The organism is Streptomyces sp. NEAU-YJ-81, from assembly GCF_017592595.1.
GTDB classification, from domain to species: Bacteria; Actinomycetota; Actinomycetes; order Streptomycetales; family Streptomycetaceae; genus Streptomyces; species Streptomyces hygroscopicus_B.
Genome location: NZ_JAGFNO010000009.1, coordinates 1 through 18,188 on the forward strand (window position 1 = coordinate 1; position 18,188 = coordinate 18,188).

The following is an 18,188-nucleotide window of genomic DNA, read 5'->3' on the forward strand; positions in this document are numbered from 1 at the left end:
CCCATCGGCGTTCCGGGGTGCCCCGAATTCGCCTTTTGCACCGCGTCCATGCACAGTCCGCGGATCGTGTTCACCGACAGCGTGTCCAGGTCGGTCATGGCTACGCCGCCCTCCGTGCGCTCGATGGATGTCTGCGCTTGTGCACTGCGTCCACGGGCCTGGCCGTAAGGGCCGGAGCTGAGCGGCGGCCGTGCGATGGGGCGGGTCCGGTTGGGAAGGGACCGCCGTGCCAGACACGATGGTGGGGCGTTCGGCCGAGTGTGGGCCATCTCGTTTGCCCACTTCCACCAGCCTAGGCTCGCCCGTATCCACCCTCAACTTCGGCCGCGGGGGTCCCGGCGTGTCCGGAGGTGTTCGGAGGTGTTCGGTTCGTGGTGCCCATGTTCGCTCCCCCTCTCGCCATGGAGGTGGAATCTCCTCGCCATGGAGATGGAATCCGTTCGGGGGCGCTACCTCCGTTCGGGGGCGCTACCTCCGTCATGTCAACCGCACCACCAACACCGCGGCGACGCAACTGGCCGCCCCCGGCGCCATCGCGCACCCTGGAAGCAGGCGGAGCCGGAGGAGAATGCCATGGCCGGACCGAAAGCGGCGCTCTTCGATATCGACGAAACGCTGGTGCACACCGGAGGCTCGGGAAAACGGAGTTGGGCCTGGGCGTTCGACCGGTTGCACGGTGTGGCCGCCGACATCGGAGACCACACCTCGGCCGGGGAGACGGATCCGCAGGTCGGCCGGAAGACCTTCCGGGCCGTGCTCGGCCGCGAGCCCAGTCACGATGAGATGGCCCGCCTCTACGCCGCGTATCTGTGGCATCTGTCGGAGGACATCCGGGCGTCGGAGGGGTATCGCGTCCTGGACGGAGTCGAGGACACCCTGCGGCGGATCACGGACGCGGGGATCATCCTCGGGCTGATCTCCGGCGCGATGGAGGGTGCGGCCAGGCTCAAGATGGAACCGGGCCAACTGGGCCGCTATTTCGTCTTCGGCGCCTACGGCTCGGACTCCCCGGACCGGGCGGAGATCACCCGCCTGGCGATGGCCAAGGCCGCCCGGCTGCACGGACACGATCTGGCCCGCTCCGACGTCTACGTGGTCGGGGACACCCCTCGCGACATCGAGGCCGCGCACGCGGCGAACGCGACCGCGGTCGGGGTCGCCAGCGGCCACTACACCGCCGAGGAGCTGCGGGCCGCCGAGGCCGACCACGTGCTCGCCTCGCTGACCGAACCGTTCCCGCACATCTGAGCCGGGAACGAGCGGGCCGACCGCCGACTCCCGCCCCCGCCCCCGCCCCCGGCGGCTCAGCCCGCCGACGCGTGCGAGGCTTCCTTGCCCTGGTCGTAGGCGGCCCGCGCCTCCAGAACCTCGTTCATGTGACGCATCGACCAGTCCGTCAGCGCCAGCAGCGGCCCGCGCAGGGTCACGCCCAGTTCGGTGAGCTCGTACTCGACCCGGGGCGGGATCTCGGGATGGATGGTCCGACGGACCAGACCGTCCCGCTCCAGGGCACGCAGCGTCTGCGTGAGCATCTTCTCGCTCACCCCGTCCAGCCTCCTGCGCAGCGCCGTGTACCGCTTGGCGCCGGAATTCGCCAGTTCACCGAGGACGAGCACGGTCCACTTGTCGCCGATGCGGTCGAGGACGTCGCGGGACGGACAGCCTCCGGCGTACGGGTCCCAGTCGGTGCGCGGTGCTTTCGCCATGCCCGTGTTCTCCTCAGCCTCGTTCACTGGCCTCGTCTCGCTTCTCTCCGACCTCGTCTCGCTTCCCTCTGACCCGCCAGCCTACTCAGAGCGGGAAACCCGCCCGAGCGATGGCGACTCTCCACCAGTGAGTTGCCCGGTCCGGGACGGCCTCCTGATGGAGCGCATCAGCGAACGGCTCGGCAGCACCTACGCACCACGGTCGTCTCACTGCCCCGTTCTAGCGCGTGAGCTCGACACTCTCCTTTGGAGAGTCACCTAACTAAAAAGTGGTCACTTCCCCATGGGGAGTCTCTCCGATGTACTTCTGAGGGGCGCTCGAAGCCCTCTCGGAACTACGTACCAGGAGCAGAGACATGTCCATCGCCGTTACCGGAGCCACCGGCCAGCTCGGCCGACTCGTCGTGGAGGACCTGCTGCGCCGCGGAGTGGCGCCACACGACATCATCGCCACCGGGCGGAACACCGACCGGCTGGCCGATCTGGCCGAGCGGGGCGTCCAGGTGCGGCAGGCCGACTTCGCCGACTCCGCCGGGCTCACCGAGGCGTTCAAGGGTGCGCAGAAGGTCCTGCTCGTGTCGACGACCACCGTCGGCGAGCGGTTCGACAACCACACCCGCGCCATCGACGCGGCCAAGCGGGCCGGCGCCGAACTGATCGCCTACACCAGCACGCTCAACGCGCACTCCGCGAACATGATTCTGGCCGACGCCCACGCGAAGACCGAGCGGTACCTGCGCGACAGCGGCGTGTCCTGGGTCGTGCTGCGCAACGGCTGGTACCTGGAGAACTACACGTCCCAGGTCCCGCTCTATCTGCAGACCGGAGCCGTGCCCGGCAGTGCCGGTACCGGCCGGGTCAGCGCCGCCTCGCGACGCGACTGCGCGGAGGCCGCGGCCACCGTCCTGACCTCCGAAGGCCACGCCGGCTCCGTGTACGAACTGGGCGGGGACACCGCCTTCACCCTCGCGGAGCTGGCCGCCGCGCTGTCCACCGCCGCGGGCCAGGGGGTCGTCTACAACGACCTCCCCGTCGAGCAGTACCGAAGTGCGCTGCTCGGCGCCGGGCTGCCCGCCGAACTGGCGGAGGTCCTCTCCGACTCGGACCTCGGGCTGGGGCGCGGCGAGCTCTTCACCGTCTCCTCGGACCTGCGCCGCCTGATCGGTCGGCCCACGACCACCCTGGCCGACGCGCTCACCGAGGCTCTCGGCTCCTGACGTCGCGGCTCCGGTACGACGGCCGGCCGCACGTCGTACCGGACCCCGGCCCAGGGCGACATGGCCCCGAGGCCGCTGCTCCGTCGATCGGGCGGGGATGGCCACGCCCCGGTGAGGGCGCGGCGCGGTGAGGGCGCGGCGTGGTGAGGGCGCGGCGTGGTGGTCGCGCGGGCGGGTGCTCCGCTTATGCCGCTCTGGGCGGTCCGCTCGGTGTGGAGACACGGGTCATGGCGATGATTTGATCGGTCTCCTCGGACGGACTCGTTCGGACGCCGCGAGACAGGGGTGAGCATGGCCGGCAGGGACGGGCGAGTGCCCAGGGTCGACGACGACGCGGCCATACGGCGGTGGCCGCGGCGCACGGACGGCGAGCGCCTGCCTGCCGGGGAGGCGCCGTGAAGCTGTCCACCCGCATCGCCCTCGCGGTCGGCCTGAGCGTGCCCCTGCTGGTGCTGGCCTCCGGCTGGCTGCTGCTGCGTCTGGTCACCGATGACCTGCGTGCGCGCCAGGATTCCCAGTTGCGCGCCCGCGCGACGGTCCTCGCCAAGAACGCCAAGGCGTTCCTGGAGGTCGCCGGGACCGACCGCCCGGTCATGGAGCAGGCCCGGCAGCGGCGGCTGGTCAACTCCGCGCGGGACGTGGGCGTCCGGCTGACCGCGCCCGGGGCCCCCGGGGGCACGATCACGGCCGGCCCGCAGCCCGATCCGTTCCCCTCGCTGCCCCGCAGTGCGCCGAAGCCGGTCACCGTGACCTCCGGTGACACGGACTGGCTGGCCCTTTCGCTGCGGGTCGGTGCCGCGAAGAAGGGCAACACGCCGCCGAATCTGTGGCTGTTCTCGCCGGACACCGCCGAGGAGGAGCTGGCGCTGGTGCGCCGGCGGGTGGTGCTCGGGGCGCTGCTGGCCGCGCCCCTGGCCGGGGCCACCGCCTGGGCCATCGCCACCCGGGCGGTCCTGCCGCTGCGGCGGCTGCAGCGGCGTACCAGCGGCCTGGACCCCAGGACCAGCGCCGCGCGCCTGGAGCACACCCCGACCCGTATCGCCGAGGTCGACGACCTGGCGTACACGGTGCAGACGGTGCTCGCCCGCTACGACGAGCAGGTCGAGCGCACCGGGGAGGCGCTGGCCACCGCCCGCGCGTTCGCCGCGACCGCGTCCCACGAGCTGCGCACCCCGCTGATGAGCATGCGCACCAACATCGACATCCTCACCGACCACCCCGGCCTGGATCCCGGGGACCGGGCGGAGGTGCTCGAGGACCTGGGGCGTGAGCACGCCCGGCTGCTCGGGTTGCTGGTGATGCTCCGGGCACTCGCGCAGGGCGACCTGGTCGAGGCGGACGCGTTCGCCTCGCTGGACCTGGCGGAGCTGGTGGACGCGTCGGTCTCCGGCCTGCGGCGCACCCACGCGGGCGCCGAGGTGTCCGTGCGCACCACCACGGGGCTGCTGGTGCACGGCTGGGAGGAGGGGCTGCGCTCGGCGGTGGACAACCTGCTGACCAACGCCTGGACCCATGGCCGCGCCGCCGACGGTACCGCCCGTATCGAGGTCACCCTGCGCGCGTCCCGCGACCCGCGTGAGCCGGCCGCCGTGCTCACCGTGGACGACCACGGCCCCGGTATCCCTCCCGAGCGCCGCGAGGAGGTCTTCCAGCGGTTCCGGCGGGGCCCGGACAGTCCCGGCTCGGGCCTCGGCCTGACCCTGGTCGCCCAGCAGATCGACCTGCACCGGGGCCGGATCGCCGTGCTGGACCGGCCCGACGGGCGGCCCGGCACACGCTTCGAGGTGCGGCTGCCGGCCACCGACGTCCGGGACGTGGAGAGCACCCTGCTGCTCCTGCGCCGGGACTGGCTGACCGGCCGCCACCAGCTCGCACCGACCTCCGAAACCCAGGTGTGAGCCGCCGGGACACCGAGCGCGGTCCCGATCAGGGCCGTACGGCCGCCATCTGCCGCCTCATGTCATGGAGCTTCCCGGCCGCTCACCCTTCATGACGTTCACGAGCAGGTCGCAGAACGCCGCGGGTTGTTCCAGCGGTGCGAGATGTCCCGCGCCCGGGATGACCACCACTCCACCCGCGCCCAGCTCATGCGCCAGGCCCTCGCCCCCGTGGAAGAAGTCGGGCATGTCGCGCTCGCCGACGCCCACCACGGCCGGGACGCCGAGTGTGCGCAACGCGGCCGGGTCCTCGTCCAGCGGGTCCACCGCCCGGGCCGGTTCGCCATGGGTGAGCTGGGACCGCAACTGGTCGCGCAGCATGCGGGCCGCGTGCGCCCGCGCTTCGCGGGGTGCGTCCGCCGCCGTCCAGGCGTCGACCCCGGCCCGTACGGCGGCGTCGATGTCACCGGCGTCCAGTGCCGTTCGCTCGCTGTCCCAGGCCCGCCGCAGGCGAGGGGAAGGTGGTTGGTCATGGGGGCGGTAGCCCACCAGGACCAGGCCCGCCACCCGGCCGGGTGCCGTGACGGCCACCTGGAGCGCCACCAGCGCGCCGAGCGAGTTCCCGGCCAGCACGAAGCGGTCGACCCCGAGGTGGTCGAGCGTGGCGAGGACGTCCGCCCAGGGTGCCACCACGCGCTTGTCGGGCACGAGCGCCGCACCGTGGCCGGGCAGGTCCGGGGCGATGGCCCGGACCACGGCATCGGCGAGCAGCGGAAGGTGCGCCCGCCACATGGTGCGGTCCGTGGGCCGGGCATGGAGCAGGACGACGGCGCGCCCGTGGCCCGCCTCGTCAAAGGGCAGCAGCATGGATCGGTCTTTCGTCGGTGAAGGTGCGCAGAGGGAGGCCGGCCGCGCGGGTGTGGCCGTCATACGGCGTCGGTGAGCTCGTCGATCTCTTCGCCGCTCAGGCGCAGTTGCGCCGTGGCCACGTTGTCCTCCAGGTGGGCCACCTTGGAGGTGCCGGGGATGGGCAGCATGGCCTCGGAGCGGGCCAGCAGCCAGGCGAGTGCGACCTGGGAGGGGGTGGCGCCGTGTGCGGAGGCGATGCGGTCGACCGGGCCGCCGGGCCGGGTGAGTCGGCCGGCGCCCACCGGGGCCCAGGGGATGAAGCCGATGCCGTGGCGGGTGCAGTGGTCGAGAACGTCGGCGGAGCCGCGGTCGGTGAGGTTGTAGCGGTTCTGGACGGTGGCGATGTCGGCGATCCGCCGGGCCTGCTCGATCTGGTCGACGGTCACCTGGGACAGGCCGATCGCGACGATCTTGCCTTCGTCCTGGAGCGCCCTCAATTCACCGACCTGGTCCTCCAGCGGGACCTTCGGGTCGACGCGGTGGAGCTGGAACAGGTCGATGTGGTCCCGGCCGAGGCGCCGCAGGCTCATCTCGGCCTGCCGGCGCAGGTATTCGGGGCGCCCGACCGGCGGCCAGGCCGCGGGGCCCAGGCGCACCAGTCCCTGATCGGTCTCGATCACGTCGGGGCCGTTGCGGGTGAGACCGGCCTTGGTGGCGATGAGGACGTCGTCCGGGTAGGGGTGGATGGCCTCCCGGATGATCTCCTCGCTGACGTGCGGCCCGTAGGAGTCGGCGGTGTCGATGAGCTGGACGCCGAGTTCGACGGCGCGGCGGACCACGCGGAGGCACTCCGCGCGGTCGTCGGGTTCGCCCCATACGCCGAGTCCGGTGAGTCGCATGGCGCCGAAGCCCAGCCGGGCCACCTTCTTCCCGGCGATCTCGAAACTGCCGGTGGCGTGGGCGAGGGATGCGGTCACGAGCGGGGGTTTCCTTCCTCTGTGGTGGTGCTCCGTTCCGCGGAGGCGGTGCTCTGCTCGGCAAAAGCGGTGCTCTGCTCGGCGAGCCGACGCAGCAGGATCAGGCCATCGCCGCTGGTGCTGCCGGGTTCCGCGCTGTAGACGGACAGGTGCTGTCCCGGGGCGCTGGTGACGGCCAGCGCTTGGAAGTGCAGATGGAGTTCACCGACCCGCGGGTGCCGGAAGTGCTTGTCCTCGTGGGTGCGCGGGCGGACCTCGTAGCGGGCCCACAAGGTGGCGAACGCGGGACTGCGCATGCTCAGCTCGCCGACGACACGTTCGATGCGCTCATCGCCCGGGAACCGCGACGACGCCGCCCGCAGATTGCTCACCGCGGTCCCCGCCGCCTTCTCCCAGCCGCCGTAGAACTCCTGGGCGAAGGGATCAAGGAAGATCATCCGGAGCAGGTTGTCGTACCGGGCGAAACCGCGGTACAGCTCCCGCGCCATCGCGTTCGCGGCGAGGATGTCCTGGGCCGCGCCGACGACGAAGGCGGGCACGTCGTGCATGCCGTCCATCAGCCGCCGCAGCTCGGGGCCGACGGTAGCCGTCGAGGACACGGACGGCCCGAGGACGGGCAGGCCGAGCCGGAACAGATGCGCCGCCGCGGCGTCGTCGAGCCTCAGCGCCCGCGCGATCGCCTGGAGTACCTGCTCGGACGGGTGCCGCTCACGGCCCTGCTCGAGCCGGATGTAGTAGTCCGTGCTCACCCCGGCGAGCAGCGCCACCTCATCCCGCCGGAGACCGGGAACCCGGCGGGAAGGGTCGTCGGGGAATCCGACGTCGGGCGGTGCGGTCATCGCGCGGCGGGCGCGCAGATAGTCACCGAGCTTGTTCTCGCTTTCCACGCCGGCCAGGCTAATCAGGGCAAGGGAGCCGCGGGTGGGTGCGATGCACCCACCCGGAGGTCAGCGGCTCCCTGCGCCGAGGCCGGTCGAGGGTGGCGCGGGAGCGTATTCTGCCGGGCGTGTCCAAGGTGACGATCGCGGACGTGGCACGGGCGGCGGAGGTGTCGACCGCGACGGTGTCCAACGTGCTCAACGGCACGGGCCGGGTCTCGGAGCCGACGCGGGCCCGGGTGAAGGCGGTGGCCGGTGCGCTCGGCTACGGCCCGGCGGGCGGCGGCGGGCGCACCCTGGGGCTCGCGGTGACCGCTCATGGTGAAAGTGCGTGGGACTTCGCGAGCGTGCCGTACTTCGCCCAGGCCATCAGCGCGGCCACCATCGCCGCCCATCGGCGTGGCTACGCGCTGATGGCGATGCCCTCGGGGCCGGCCGAACACATGTGGCGCACCCTGCCGGCCGCCGGGGTGGTGCTGGTGGACAGTCCGCCAAGCGACCCCGTGGTGCGGCTGCTGCGCGCACGCGGCCTGCCGTTGGTGTTCGACGGCCGTCCCGGCGAGCTGCGGGCGCGGGAGACCTGGGTCGACACCGACCACGAGGCCATGACCCGCCGCGTCCTGGAACATCTGGCCGGGCAGGGCGCGGAGCGGATCGCGCTGATCGCCGGGCCCACCCAGGAGTACTACACCCGCGCGAGCGTGACGGCCTACCGGCGGTGGTGCTCGGGCACCGGTGTGCGGCCGTGTGTTGTCCCGTTCGCCGAGGACGGCTCCGAGGAACCGCGGCTGGACGCCCTGCTGACCGGGCACGGCGGGCCGGACGCGGTGTTCGGCCTGTACGACCCCTGCGGCCGTCAGGTCCTGGAGGCGGCCACGCGGTGCGGTCTTTCGGTGCCGGACGACCTGATGGTGGTGTGCAGTAGCGAGGATCCGGCCTATGGCCGCACCACCCCGCCCGTGTCGACGGTGTCACTGGCCCCGGAGCAGGCCGGGGCGGCGGCCGTCGACGCACTGGTGAGCCTGGTGGAGAACCCGCCGCACACGCCGCCGCCCGTGGTGATCGAGACCCGTCTGGAGGTTCGGTCCTCCTCGATGCGCCGATCCCCCCGGCACACGTCATGACGGAGGCGCCGGGCCACGAAGGTCAGGCATCCGTTGCCGTGATGTCTAGCGCGGCGAGGAAGGCGGTCGCCGCCGGAGTGCGGCTCAAACGGCTCCAGATGACGGGCGCCGTGGCCGTCCTCGACGAGCTCGAGAACCCGAACGAGGACGAACACTTCACCGTCGGCTACTAGGCGCGGCGAGCTACCGGGCCCGGCGAGGCAGGGCGGTACGACAGGTGGACAGGCCGGTCAGCCCTGGCAGCCGCAGGCGGCATGGCGGCCGTGCACGGAGGCGAGGGAGGCGGGCCGGGCCGCGAACGAGGTGGCGGAGGCCGGTGCGCCCGGCTGATCCGCGTCCCAGACGCGCCTGCCGCCCGCCAGTGTCATGCGCACCTTCGTACCGGTGATGTCCTTGACCGGCACCCGGGTCACATCCCGGTCGAGCACGATCACATCGGCGGCCCGGCCCGGGGTGAGCACACCGGTCTCGCGGTCGATACGGAGCTGATGGGCCGAGCCCGCCGTGTGCATGCGCAGGCTGGTGGCGCGGCTGATGCCTTCCCGCTCCGGGTAGAGCGCCCCGTCGTCGCCGTTCCGGTCGATGGCGGTGCGGATCTGGTTGAAGGAGTCGAGCGGGTCCACCGGCCAGTCCGATCCCCCGGCCAGCGCCGCGCCGTGCCGCTCCAGGCTGCGCGCCGGATACATCAGCCGGTGGCGGTCCGGGCCGATGTAGGGCAGGAGGGCGTCCACCGTCCACACATCGCGCATCGCCCACTGCAACTGCATACAGGCGACCACGCCCAGCGGCGCGAAGCGCCGGTAGTCGTCCGGGTGCACGAGCTGCAGATGGGCGATGGTGTGCCGGTTGCCACGGCGGCCGTTGGCCCGTATCGCCGCCTCGTAACCGTCCAGCGCGGTGCGCACCGCGCGGTCACCGATGGCATGCGCGTGCAACTGCCAGCCGGCCCGGTCCAGTACGGCCGCCAGGCGCCCGTACTCGGTGGAGGTCACGTACAAGTCGCCGCGGTTGTCGGTGGGCTTGCCGTGGCCGTCGAGGTACGGCTCCAGCAGCGCGGCGGACTGCGCGGGGTGCTCGATCACTCCGTCGAGGAAGACCTTCGCGGTCCCGAAGCACAGGCCCGGCACCTCTGCGTACTTCGTGCGCTGCTCGTCGACGTAGGCCAGCGCGGCCTTCGGGTCACGGATGAGGTCGAGGTCAAGGCGCAGCGCCGGGATGACCCGCTGGAGCAGCCGGCCCGAGTCGGCCAGATCGGCATAGGTGCCGAGTCCTTCGGTCTGGGTGGCCGCGTCCATGTACGTGGTGATGCCGCTGGAGGCCGCCTGGCGGAGGGCCTTCGCCTCGGCGGCGAGCAGCTTGTCCCGGTCGGGCGGCGGAATCACCGCCTCGACGATGTCCTGCGCGGTGTCCTTCAGCAACCCGGACGGCGCTCCGGCCGAGTCGTGGACGATGCGGCCACCGGCCGGGTCCGGGGTGCTCGACGTGATCTTCGCCAGCTCCAGGGCGCGCTTGTTGACCCAGGTGTTGTGGGCGTCCGAGCCCCTGAGCGCGATCGGCCGGCGGGTCGGCAGCGCGTCCAGGATGCGGTGGTGGGTCTCGGTCCCGGCGGGCAGGCCCACCGGGTTCCAGTCCTCCACCACCAGCCATCCGTCCGGTTCCTGGTCCTTGCTCGCGTCCAGGAACTCGGTCAGCTTCGCCTGGAGTGCGGCAACGGTATACGTCTCATTGCCGAGGGACGGGTTGAGCGAGCGCGACCCGGCGTCCAGGCAGTGCGCATGCGCATCGATGATCCCCGCCATGACGGTGCCACCGCGGGCGTCGACGAAGTCCGTGTCCCTCCCGGCCAGCCGCCGCACCAGGGACGCCGGGCCGACCGCCAGGATCTTCCCGTCCCTCCCCACGGCGATGGCCTCCTGCTGCGGCACATACGGCAGACCGGTCAGCACCCGTCCACCGTGGATGATCGTCGCGGCCGAACGACGGGATCCCGACGAGCCACGGGATCCGGACGAGCCCGGGGATCCGGACGAGCCACGGCCGGAGGCCGCGAACGCGTCAGAGCCGCCCAGCCCGAGGGCTCCCGCGACACCCGCTGCGCCCACGGCCGACAGAAGACGACGGCGCGCCAGGTCAAAGCCCATGCTCACTCCCTGAGTGTGATGAGGTAATGACGCGTCAGCCTCGGTGATTAAGCACGTAAGCACCAGCCGCCCGGCACTGCGGATATGGCCCGTGGACAGGGGCATCAACAACGATTTCCGTCGTTGCCCGACCGGTCAGGCACACGGTTATGGCTGTCAGGACCAGGCGATCTCGCCATGGCGGGAGACGAAGCGTCCGGTGCCGGCACCGGGCTCCTCGGTGGCGAGGGCGACGATCGCGTCCGTGCCCTCGGTGACGGTTTGGGGGCCGCTGTGACCGTTGAGATCGGTCGCCGTGTATCCGGGGTCGGCAGCATTGACCCGGATGCCCTTGAGCCCCCTGGCGTACTGCGTGGTCAACATCGTCAGCGCCGCCTTGGAGGAGGTGTACAGCGGTGCGACGACGCGCGACTCGGGGCGGGCGGGGTCGTGGGTGAGGGCGAGGGAGCCCATGCCGCTGCTGACGTTGACGATCACAGGGTCGTCCGAGCGGCGCAGCAGCGGCAGAAACGCCGTGGTGGCTATCGGCGTTGCTTCCAGGCGGTCCGGGTGAGTTCGTACTCGACTTCGCCGTGCTCGGATCCTTCGATCGGGTCCGGCCAGTCCCCGGTGAAGTTCCGGAGGAACGACAGGCCCGCCTTCTCCATCACCCGCCGCGAGCGGGTGTTCACCGCCATGGTGTTCGCGGTGACCCGTTCGACGCCGAGATCCGTGAAGCCCTTGTGGACCAGGGTCCGCGCTCCTTCCGCGGCGTAACCCTTGCCCCAGGCGGCCTTGTTCAGCCGGTAGCCGAGTTCCACCACGGCGGGGGTGTGGTCGGCCAGGGGGCGGAACTCGAACCAGCCCAGGAAGGTTTCGGTGGCCTTCTCCTCGGCGGCCCAGTAGCCGCGGGTGCCGAAGCACGGGTGGTCGTGGAGAAGGCGTGGCAGGGTCCGCGTGTGGAGCGTCTCGCGGCTCGTCGGCTTGCCGCCGTTGATGAAGCGCATGACGTCGGGGTCGTTGTCCAGCGCGAAGAGATGGTCGGCGTCGGCCTCGGTGAGCGGGCGCAGCACGAGCCGTTCGGTCTCCAGGAAGACATGCATGCCGCGATCCTCATCACCGGTGGCCGGGCCCGCCACCGGATATTCGTGGCGGGCTGCTTGCTGCCTGAACACGGTCGCGTGTCGCGGCCACGCGACCGAGCTTGGTCCAGCCGGTCCAGCCCCGCTGCTTCAGCAGCTCGATCAGTCGACGGGCCGATGGCATGGTGTCGAAGGCGAGGGTGTCCATCACCTTGGCGAGCGGTGGCGCGATGTCGGCATCGTCGATGTAGTCCGCGCCCCGCTCCTCGGCCATCTGCGTGAGGTAGGCGGCCAGTTGGTCGGCCAGTTCGAGCAGCCGTGGGTCGTCGTCGGTGCGGTCGAGTGCCTGGCCCAGGGTGTGATAGAAGGCGATGAAACGGGGGTCGGCGATCTGCTCCCGCTTGCGTGCCATCCACTCCGGGACCCGCTCGGGTGCCTGCGCGGCCAGCGGGATCCAGCCGTCGCGTTCGACCTGGACGATCCGCTCGTCGACCCCGAGCGCCCGCAGCCGGTCGAGGAACTCGACCACCTCCGGGGGCAGCGCCAGGCTGTCCCCGGCGGCGAGGCGGGCGATGCGCTCGCGGTGCCGCTGCCGCTCCCGGATCTCCGCCCGCAGCCGCTTGTCGATGTCCGCGACCGCCGTGGCGAACTCCTCCTCGTCGGCCCGTAGCAAGTCCCGTACGCGCGCCAGCGGTACCCCGGCCTCGGCGAGGGTCCGGATCCTGATCAGCTCGACGACGGCGTCGGCGCCGTACCTCCGATAGCCGGAGTGATCCCGCTCCGGCTCCGGCAGCAGCCCCTTGGCGTGGTAATGCCGCACCGCGCGCACCGTCACTCCGGCGTACGACGCCAGCTCGCCGATGGTCAGCATCGGTCCCAGTCTCCTCGGAGTCGTTCGCGAAGTCAGCCTGTCGGCCGAGGGTGTGCACTTCGGATGATCTCCGCGATCTCCGGGGCGTGGGTGAAGACCAGGCGGTGGTCGGCGTCGAGCCAGGACGTGGGGATGTGCGGACGCTCGCGGACGAGGCGATCGATACCGGCACGCCAGAGCCGGTTGTGCCGCGGCGCACGCCCTTCGGTGCTGTCACCGGCGATCCACGTCGACATGATCATGTGGATGGGGCAGTCGATCTTCCGGTATCGGTCGAGGATTCCGGAGCGCACCGCATCCATCTCGAGCTGCAGGTCGAGGACGTCCTGGGCGGTGAGCAGCACCTGCCGCGCGGTGCCCATGGCCTGCTCGATCTCCCGCCGCGTCGCCGGATCCTCCGCCATCGCGCGGAACTCCGCCAGGTCGGCGTCGGTGATGAACGGTTCGGGCAGCGGGTTCGCCCCGTCGATGAGGACGAGCCCGGCCACGCCGTCAGAGCACTCGGCGGCGTAGTGCACGGCCAGGTCCGCGCCCAGCGAGTAGCCCACGAGCACGGGCGGCGAGGGCAGGTCGAGGCGTTCCAGCTCGGCCAGCACGGCGAAGAGATCGCTCAGGAACGCGTCGAAGGAATACCGGTCGGCGGCCGAGGCGAGGCCATGTCCCCTGAGGTCGAAGGTCACCACGTCGTGGTCGCGTCGCAGGAGCTCGATCAGCTCGTGCAGGTCGGCCTGAGTGGAGTTCAGGCCGGGGCACAGGACCAGCGGCCGTCCCCGGCCGCCGCGGGACACCGGGATGGTGACGCCGTCGTGGTGGACCGTGAAGCGCTGAATCGTCGTCATGCCGACCATGCTGAGAGGTTGTCCCTGCGTCAGGGTCAACCGTCGCGGCGGCCCTCACCACGGAGGGTGCGCTCTAGCGCGCCCGGTACGGGTTCTTCCACAGGTACACCTTGTGGTGCTTGGTGTCGTTGCCCGCGATGAGGCGGCCGTCCCGGCTGAAGGCCACGTCCCGGAGCGTGCTCTCCGGCCCCTGCGCGCCGGTCAACAGGATGGCGCGTGGTTTGCGGGTGGCCACGTTCCACAGCAACAGTCCTTGTCCGGCGGGGGCGGCGAGCGTCTTGCCGTCCGGACTGAACGCCAGGTGGTCGACCTTCGCCTGGTAGGAGTCGCCGAGGGTGGCGCGCTGACGGCCGGTCTTCGCATCCCACAGCCGCACCTTGTCGTCGTAGCTGCCGGTGGCGATTGTCTTGCCGTCCGGACTGAACGCCAGGCTCAGGACTCCTTGCGCGGGGGAGATGGTGAGCCGTGGACCGTCCTGGCCGTAAGGTTCCGGATCGCGGTGTGCCACGTCCCACAGCCGCACCGAGTGTTTCGGGGTGAGGTTGCTGTCGGAGTCGTCGCTCGCGGAGGCCAACGTCCGGCCGTCCGGGCTGAAGGCCACGCCCGTGACATTGGCCTCCTGGTCGTAGTAGGCGAGTATGTCGTCCTTGTGGTTGTTGGTGTCAAACAGGAACACCGAACCGGTCTGACTGCCGGTGGCGAACAGCTTGCCGTCCGGGCTGAAGGCCACCTTTTCGCCGCCATCGACTGTGGTGCCGAGGAAGCGAACCTGCCGGTGCTTGGCCACGTCCCACATGGTCAGCCAACCGGTCATATTGGTGGCCGCGAGGAGCTTGCCGTTGGGGCTGAACGTCACACTGCGGGCCCCGAACCCGTCATTCCCGACGCTGTCGCGTTGGATGAAGGTGGCGCGTGGCTTGCGGTCGGCGACATTCCACAATCGCACCTTGCCGTCGTCGCTGCCCGTGGCGAGCGTCTTGCCATCCGGGCTGAACGCCATGCCTTCGGTGTCCCTGGACTGCCCGGTGGGGCCGATAGTGGCCGTCGGCTCGAACGAGCGATAGGGGAAGCTGGGGCCGCGGTCGGGGGAAGAGCCGGGGAGGTAGACGGCGATCAGGACGACGGCGAGGACGAGGATCCCGACTCCGCTGAGCAGCACGGGCAGCCCCGGCGCGGGCGTGGTGAGCGGGTCCGGGACCGGCGGGTCCGGCAGGTCGTCCGTGACCGATGGGATCACAGGAGCGCCGGGGGCGGCGCCCCGTGCCGGGTCGTGTGCGGCCGGAGCGGACGGCGGCGGTACGGGGGCGGCGGGCCCGGACCCGCGCGGCGACAGTGATGTGCGTGTCTCGGCGTCGGGCAAGCCGGGGGCGCCCAGCGAGCCAGGGGCGCCCAGCGGGCCGGGTGTCACGCGATCGGGCCCTGACGGGGACACCACGGTGCGTGGGTGGGCGTCGGCGACCCCTGCCGTGGAGACCCGGCGGCACCGCTCGATGACCTCGGCGAGGGTCGGCCGCCGCTCCGGGTCCTTCTCCAGGCATCCGGCGGCGATGGCCCGGAGGGGCTCGGGGCAGCCGTCGAGGTCCGGAGCCTGTTCCAGGATGCGGTAGACCACGCCGTGGTCGGTGCCGCCGCCGAAGGCGAGCCGTCCGGTGGCGGCGAAGTGGGCGACGACTCCGAGGGCGAACACATCACCGGCTTCGGTGACGCTCTGCCCCCTGATGTATTCGGGCGCCATGTAGGCGGGCGTTCCGGTGCGCATTCCGGTAGCGGTCACCGTGGTGACGTCCGCGGCGCGGGCGATACCGAAGTCGATGACCTTGGGGCCCTCGGCGGTGAGGATGATGTTGGAGGGTTTCAGGTCACGGTGGATCACATCGGCGGCGTGGATGGACTGCAGGGCTTCCGCCACCCTGGCGATCAGCCCCAGCGCCGCATCGGCCGCCAACGGCCCGCTGTCGGCGACCGCGTGCTGCAGGGACGGCCCGGGCACGTAAGCCGTGGCCAGCCAGGGCTCATCGGCCCGCAGATCCGCGTCCACGACCGGCACGGTGTACAGCCCCTGGACCCGCCGGGCCGCCGCCACCTCCTGCTCGAAGCGCTTGCGGAACGTCGCGTCGCCCGCGTATTCGCGGTGTACGACCTTGACCGCCACCGCGCTGCCGGCCGGCGTACGCCCCAGGTAGACCCGGCCCATCCCGCCCGCGCCGAGAATCGCCTCCAGCCGGTACGGACCGGCCTGGGGAGGGTCAGCATGCCCCAGTGGGCTGTGTGGTGGCGGAGCTGTCGGCCACCCCGGTTGTCCCCCCGCGTCAACAGGCGGTATCGCCGGTCGACCATGCTCCGATCGGGACATTCTCCCCGTCACCCCGTCTCTCACCGTTCGAGCGAGCGACAGCGTAAACGAACGCACCACCCCGTAACAGCTCTCCCCCTTGAGACGGCAGGTGAGACGGCAGGAAGTCACTCCGGACCGCCACTCTGGAACGAGACGCCGCCCCGCGACTGTCCGTGACCGTCCTCGCGCCGCACCGCACCGCACGCGCACACCACGGCCCTGTGCGGGTACTCGCCGCTGATGGTGTTCAAGACGCCGCCAGGTGTGTACGCGCCGCAGGACGACACATGGCTGCTGGCCGAGGCGTTGCTGCGGGAGAACATCACGGCCGGCACGGCCGTCCTGGACGTGGGGACCGGCAGCGGGGCCCTGGCCCTCGTCGCGGCCGAGCGCGGTGCGGCCCAGGTGACCGCGGTCGATGTCTCGCCGCTCGCCGTCGGCGCCACCTGGCTGCGGGCCCGCCTCAAAGGGCTGCCGGTGCGTGTCCTCCACGGTGACTTGCTGACACCGGTGGCCGGCCGCGGGTTCGATCTCATCGTCGCCAACCCGCCCTATGTGCCGGTGGCGGGGCGGCGGGCCCGCCGGGGCCGCGGTCTGGCCTGGCGGGCCGGGGCCGACGGGCGGGCGCTGCTCGACCGGATCTGCCGGGATGCACCACCGTTGCTGCGCCCCGGCGGCGTGCTGCTGCTGGTGCACTCGGCGCTGAGCGGGGCGGAGCGAACCGTGGCGCAGTTGACGGGGAGCGGGCTGCGGGCGGCCGTGGCCGACCGCCGCACGATCCCCTTCGGGCCGGTGCTGCGCGCGCAGGCGCCCTGGCTGGAGGCCCGTGGGCTGATCGCCCCGGGCGAGACGAAGGAAGAGCTGGTGGTGATCCGTGCCGAACGACGAACGTGACCGCGCGGTGCGGGTGCGGCTGGGGAACGATGGCCCGATGCTGATCGAGGGACCGGTCGAGATCACCCTGCCCGATGGCAGCGTGGTGCGCTCCGACCGCTTCACGGTGGCCGTGTGCCTGTGCGGCCGCAGCGCGCGCTACCCGTGGTGCGATACGAGCCACCGCCGCAGACCCCCGAGGTCGCAGCGCGGATCGGGCGCGAAGTAGCAGAGCACCGCCCGCGCGCACCCCCGCCCCGCCGTCCCGGCATACAGCCGTCGCCGCCGCCCCCAGCGGAGCACCGCGCGCCCCCTGCGCAGGTGTTCTCCAGGTGAAGCGCGATCAACGGAGGTCTGAACTCGTGGTGGGTGGGGCACTCACGGCATATGCGCTGTGGAGTGATCGACATCGGATCCCGTACGGTCCACCTCATGATCGCCGACCTGGCTCCGGGCAGGCCCCCGGAGCCGGTGGCATCGTGGAAACAGCCGGTCCGCGTGGCCGAGGCGACCGATCGCCAGGGGGTGATCCGGCCTGACGCGATCCGGTCCCTGGTCGGCGCCGTCACCGCGAGTGCCGCGGCCGCTCTCGCCCACCATGTCGACCGCCTGATCCCCTTCGCCACATCGGCGGTGCGGGACGCGACCAACCGGGACGCCGTGCTCGGCGAGATCGAGGCCGCCACCGGTATCCGCGTGGGTTTCATGACCGGCGAAGAGGAGGCACGGCTGACGTTCAGGGCGGCACGCGGCTGGCTCGGCTGGTCGGCGGGGCGGATCCTGCTCCTCGACATCGGCGGTGGCTCGCTGGAAATCGCCTGTGGCAGCGGCAGATACCCCGATCTCGCCGTCTCCCTGCCACTGGGCGCCGACCGGCTCACCCGTCACCATCTGCCCGATGCCACGCCGGTGAAGAAGCGGGACGTCCAAGCGTTGCGCCAGCACGTACGCTCCGTGCTCGGCCAGTGCACGGCCGAACTCCGCGCCCAGCCGGCGCCCCTCTCCTGCGTCGCCACGTCCAGGACCTTCACGCAACTGGCCCGCCTCGCCGGAAAGCCACAGTCCCGCAACGGCCTGCCCGCGCTCCACAGTCTCAGCCGGAAGGACCTGGGGCCCTGGGTGCCACAACTCGCGGCCAAAACGGACGAGCAGCGAGCGAGGCTGCGCGGCATCTCCGCCTCCAGGGCGCATCAGTCCCTGGCCGGTGCGATCGTCGCGGAGGCCGTCATGGAGGTCATGGCGGTGGAACGACTCACCACCTGCCCATGGGGCCTGCGCGAGGGCGTCCTGCTCGACTACGTCTCCGGCCTCGAAGACGAGCCTCCCGCTCCCCCGGCACTCACCTCGCTCCCGGCCCTCGCAGGCCACCGGCGGCTCCACGGCATCGGAGCGGTGGCGGCCGACGCATGAGAACGGGAAGCCGCGTCATCGCCCGGACCG

Annotated in this window: 17 protein-coding genes and 2 pseudogenes; 8 read left to right on the plus strand and 11 right to left on the minus strand. The window is 71.6% G+C overall.

The features are described from left to right. Window positions 1-269: pseudogene (locus J5X86_RS52905) on the minus strand (hypothetical protein); the annotation flags it as partial. Window positions 270-573: 304 nt separating this feature from the next. Here J5X86_RS52905 and J5X86_RS21070 point away from each other — a divergent pair. Beyond that, the gene (locus J5X86_RS21070) at window positions 574-1,248 is read left to right on the plus strand and encodes an HAD family hydrolase (protein WP_208518307.1); all 675 of its coding nucleotides are present in this window, start codon (window positions 574-576) and stop codon (window positions 1,246-1,248) included. A gap of 56 nt (window positions 1,249-1,304) precedes the next feature. Here the strand turns inward: J5X86_RS21070 and J5X86_RS21075 are convergent, their stop codons facing one another. Beyond that, a complete protein-coding gene (locus tag J5X86_RS21075; protein ID WP_208518308.1) occupies window positions 1,305-1,706 on the minus strand; it encodes a helix-turn-helix domain-containing protein in 402 nt (133 codons plus the stop codon). 356 nt (window positions 1,707-2,062) lie between these two features. On the opposite strand from J5X86_RS21075, the gene J5X86_RS21080 reads away from it, so the two are divergent. Next, on the plus strand, window positions 2,063-2,923 hold the full coding sequence (locus J5X86_RS21080; RefSeq protein WP_208518309.1) for an SDR family oxidoreductase: 861 nt from the start codon (window positions 2,063-2,065) through the stop codon (window positions 2,921-2,923). Between the two features lie 395 nt (window positions 2,924-3,318). Then, the gene (locus J5X86_RS21085) at window positions 3,319-4,821 is read left to right on the plus strand and encodes a HAMP domain-containing sensor histidine kinase (RefSeq protein WP_208518310.1); all 1,503 of its coding nucleotides are present in this window, start codon (window positions 3,319-3,321) and stop codon (window positions 4,819-4,821) included. Between the two features lie 57 nt (window positions 4,822-4,878). On the opposite strand, the gene J5X86_RS21090 is transcribed toward J5X86_RS21085, so the two are convergent. Genes J5X86_RS21090 through J5X86_RS21100 form a run of 3 tightly spaced genes read right to left on the minus strand, consistent with a single transcriptional unit; the run spans window position 4,879 to window position 7,513 of the window. Then, a complete protein-coding gene (locus J5X86_RS21090; RefSeq protein ID WP_208518311.1) occupies window positions 4,879-5,667 on the minus strand; it encodes an alpha/beta fold hydrolase in 789 nt (262 codons plus the stop codon). Window positions 5,668-5,726: 59 nt separating this feature from the next. After that, on the minus strand, window positions 5,727-6,626 hold the full coding sequence (locus J5X86_RS21095; RefSeq protein WP_208518312.1) for an aldo/keto reductase: 900 nt from the start codon (window positions 6,624-6,626) through the stop codon (window positions 5,727-5,729). Further along, window positions 6,623-7,513, minus strand: a complete 891-nt coding sequence (locus J5X86_RS21100; RefSeq protein WP_208518313.1) for a helix-turn-helix domain-containing protein — start codon at window positions 7,511-7,513, stop codon at window positions 6,623-6,625. Before J5X86_RS21100 ends, J5X86_RS21095 begins: the two co-directional genes overlap by 4 nt. Before the next feature lie 119 nt (window positions 7,514-7,632). On the opposite strand from J5X86_RS21100, the gene J5X86_RS21105 reads away from it, so the two are divergent. Together J5X86_RS21105 and J5X86_RS52010 are read left to right on the plus strand one after the other, a co-directional pair. Then, on the plus strand, window positions 7,633-8,628 hold the full coding sequence (locus J5X86_RS21105; protein ID WP_308124676.1) for a LacI family DNA-binding transcriptional regulator: 996 nt from the start codon (window positions 7,633-7,635) through the stop codon (window positions 8,626-8,628). A 41-nt stretch (window positions 8,629-8,669) separates the two neighbouring features. Beyond that, window positions 8,670-8,801 carry a hypothetical protein gene (locus tag J5X86_RS52010; protein ID WP_279595295.1) on the plus strand — a complete coding sequence of 44 codons (132 nt, stop codon included), beginning with the start codon at window positions 8,670-8,672 and terminating at the stop codon, window positions 8,799-8,801. A 57-nt stretch (window positions 8,802-8,858) separates the two neighbouring features. Here the strand turns inward: J5X86_RS52010 and J5X86_RS21110 are convergent, their stop codons facing one another. From J5X86_RS21110 to J5X86_RS21135, 6 genes and pseudogenes are all read right to left on the minus strand, one after another. Beyond that, complete coding sequence (locus J5X86_RS21110; protein WP_208518315.1) at window positions 8,859-10,769, minus strand: amidohydrolase; 1,911 nt, start codon at window positions 10,767-10,769, stop codon at window positions 8,859-8,861. 156 nt (window positions 10,770-10,925) lie between these two features. After that, window positions 10,926-11,288: pseudogene (locus J5X86_RS21115) on the minus strand (SDR family NAD(P)-dependent oxidoreductase); the annotation flags it as partial. Window positions 11,289-11,290: 2 nt separating this feature from the next. Further along, window positions 11,291-11,851: a GNAT family N-acetyltransferase gene (locus J5X86_RS21120; RefSeq protein ID WP_208518316.1), complete on the minus strand. Its 561-nt coding sequence runs from the start codon at window positions 11,849-11,851 to the stop codon at window positions 11,291-11,293. A gap of 13 nt (window positions 11,852-11,864) precedes the next feature. Further along, complete coding sequence (locus J5X86_RS21125) at window positions 11,865-12,701, minus strand: MerR family transcriptional regulator (RefSeq protein ID WP_208518317.1); 837 nt, start codon at window positions 12,699-12,701, stop codon at window positions 11,865-11,867. 32 nt (window positions 12,702-12,733) lie between these two features. Beyond that, complete coding sequence (locus tag J5X86_RS21130; protein ID WP_243981006.1) at window positions 12,734-13,540, minus strand: alpha/beta fold hydrolase; 807 nt, start codon at window positions 13,538-13,540, stop codon at window positions 12,734-12,736. 73 nt (window positions 13,541-13,613) lie between these two features. After that, window positions 13,614-15,893, minus strand: a complete 2,280-nt coding sequence (locus J5X86_RS21135) for a serine/threonine-protein kinase (protein WP_208518319.1) — start codon at window positions 15,891-15,893, stop codon at window positions 13,614-13,616. Window positions 15,894-16,115: 222 nt separating this feature from the next. Here J5X86_RS21135 and J5X86_RS21140 point away from each other — a divergent pair, with 222 nt between their 5' ends. From J5X86_RS21140 to J5X86_RS21150, 3 genes are all read left to right on the plus strand, one after another. Further along, window positions 16,116-16,769, plus strand: a complete 654-nt coding sequence (locus J5X86_RS21140; RefSeq protein ID WP_208518320.1) for a HemK2/MTQ2 family protein methyltransferase — start codon at window positions 16,116-16,118, stop codon at window positions 16,767-16,769. After that, window positions 16,750-16,977 carry a CDGSH iron-sulfur domain-containing protein gene (locus J5X86_RS21145; protein WP_308124677.1) on the plus strand — a complete coding sequence of 76 codons (228 nt, stop codon included), beginning with the start codon at window positions 16,750-16,752 and terminating at the stop codon, window positions 16,975-16,977. Before J5X86_RS21140 ends, J5X86_RS21145 begins: the two co-directional genes overlap by 20 nt. 158 nt (window positions 16,978-17,135) lie before the next feature. Next, window positions 17,136-18,158, plus strand: coding sequence for a Ppx/GppA phosphatase family protein (locus tag J5X86_RS21150; protein ID WP_208518321.1), 1,023 nt, complete (start codon window positions 17,136-17,138; stop codon window positions 18,156-18,158). Window positions 18,159-18,188 lie beyond the last annotated feature (30 nt).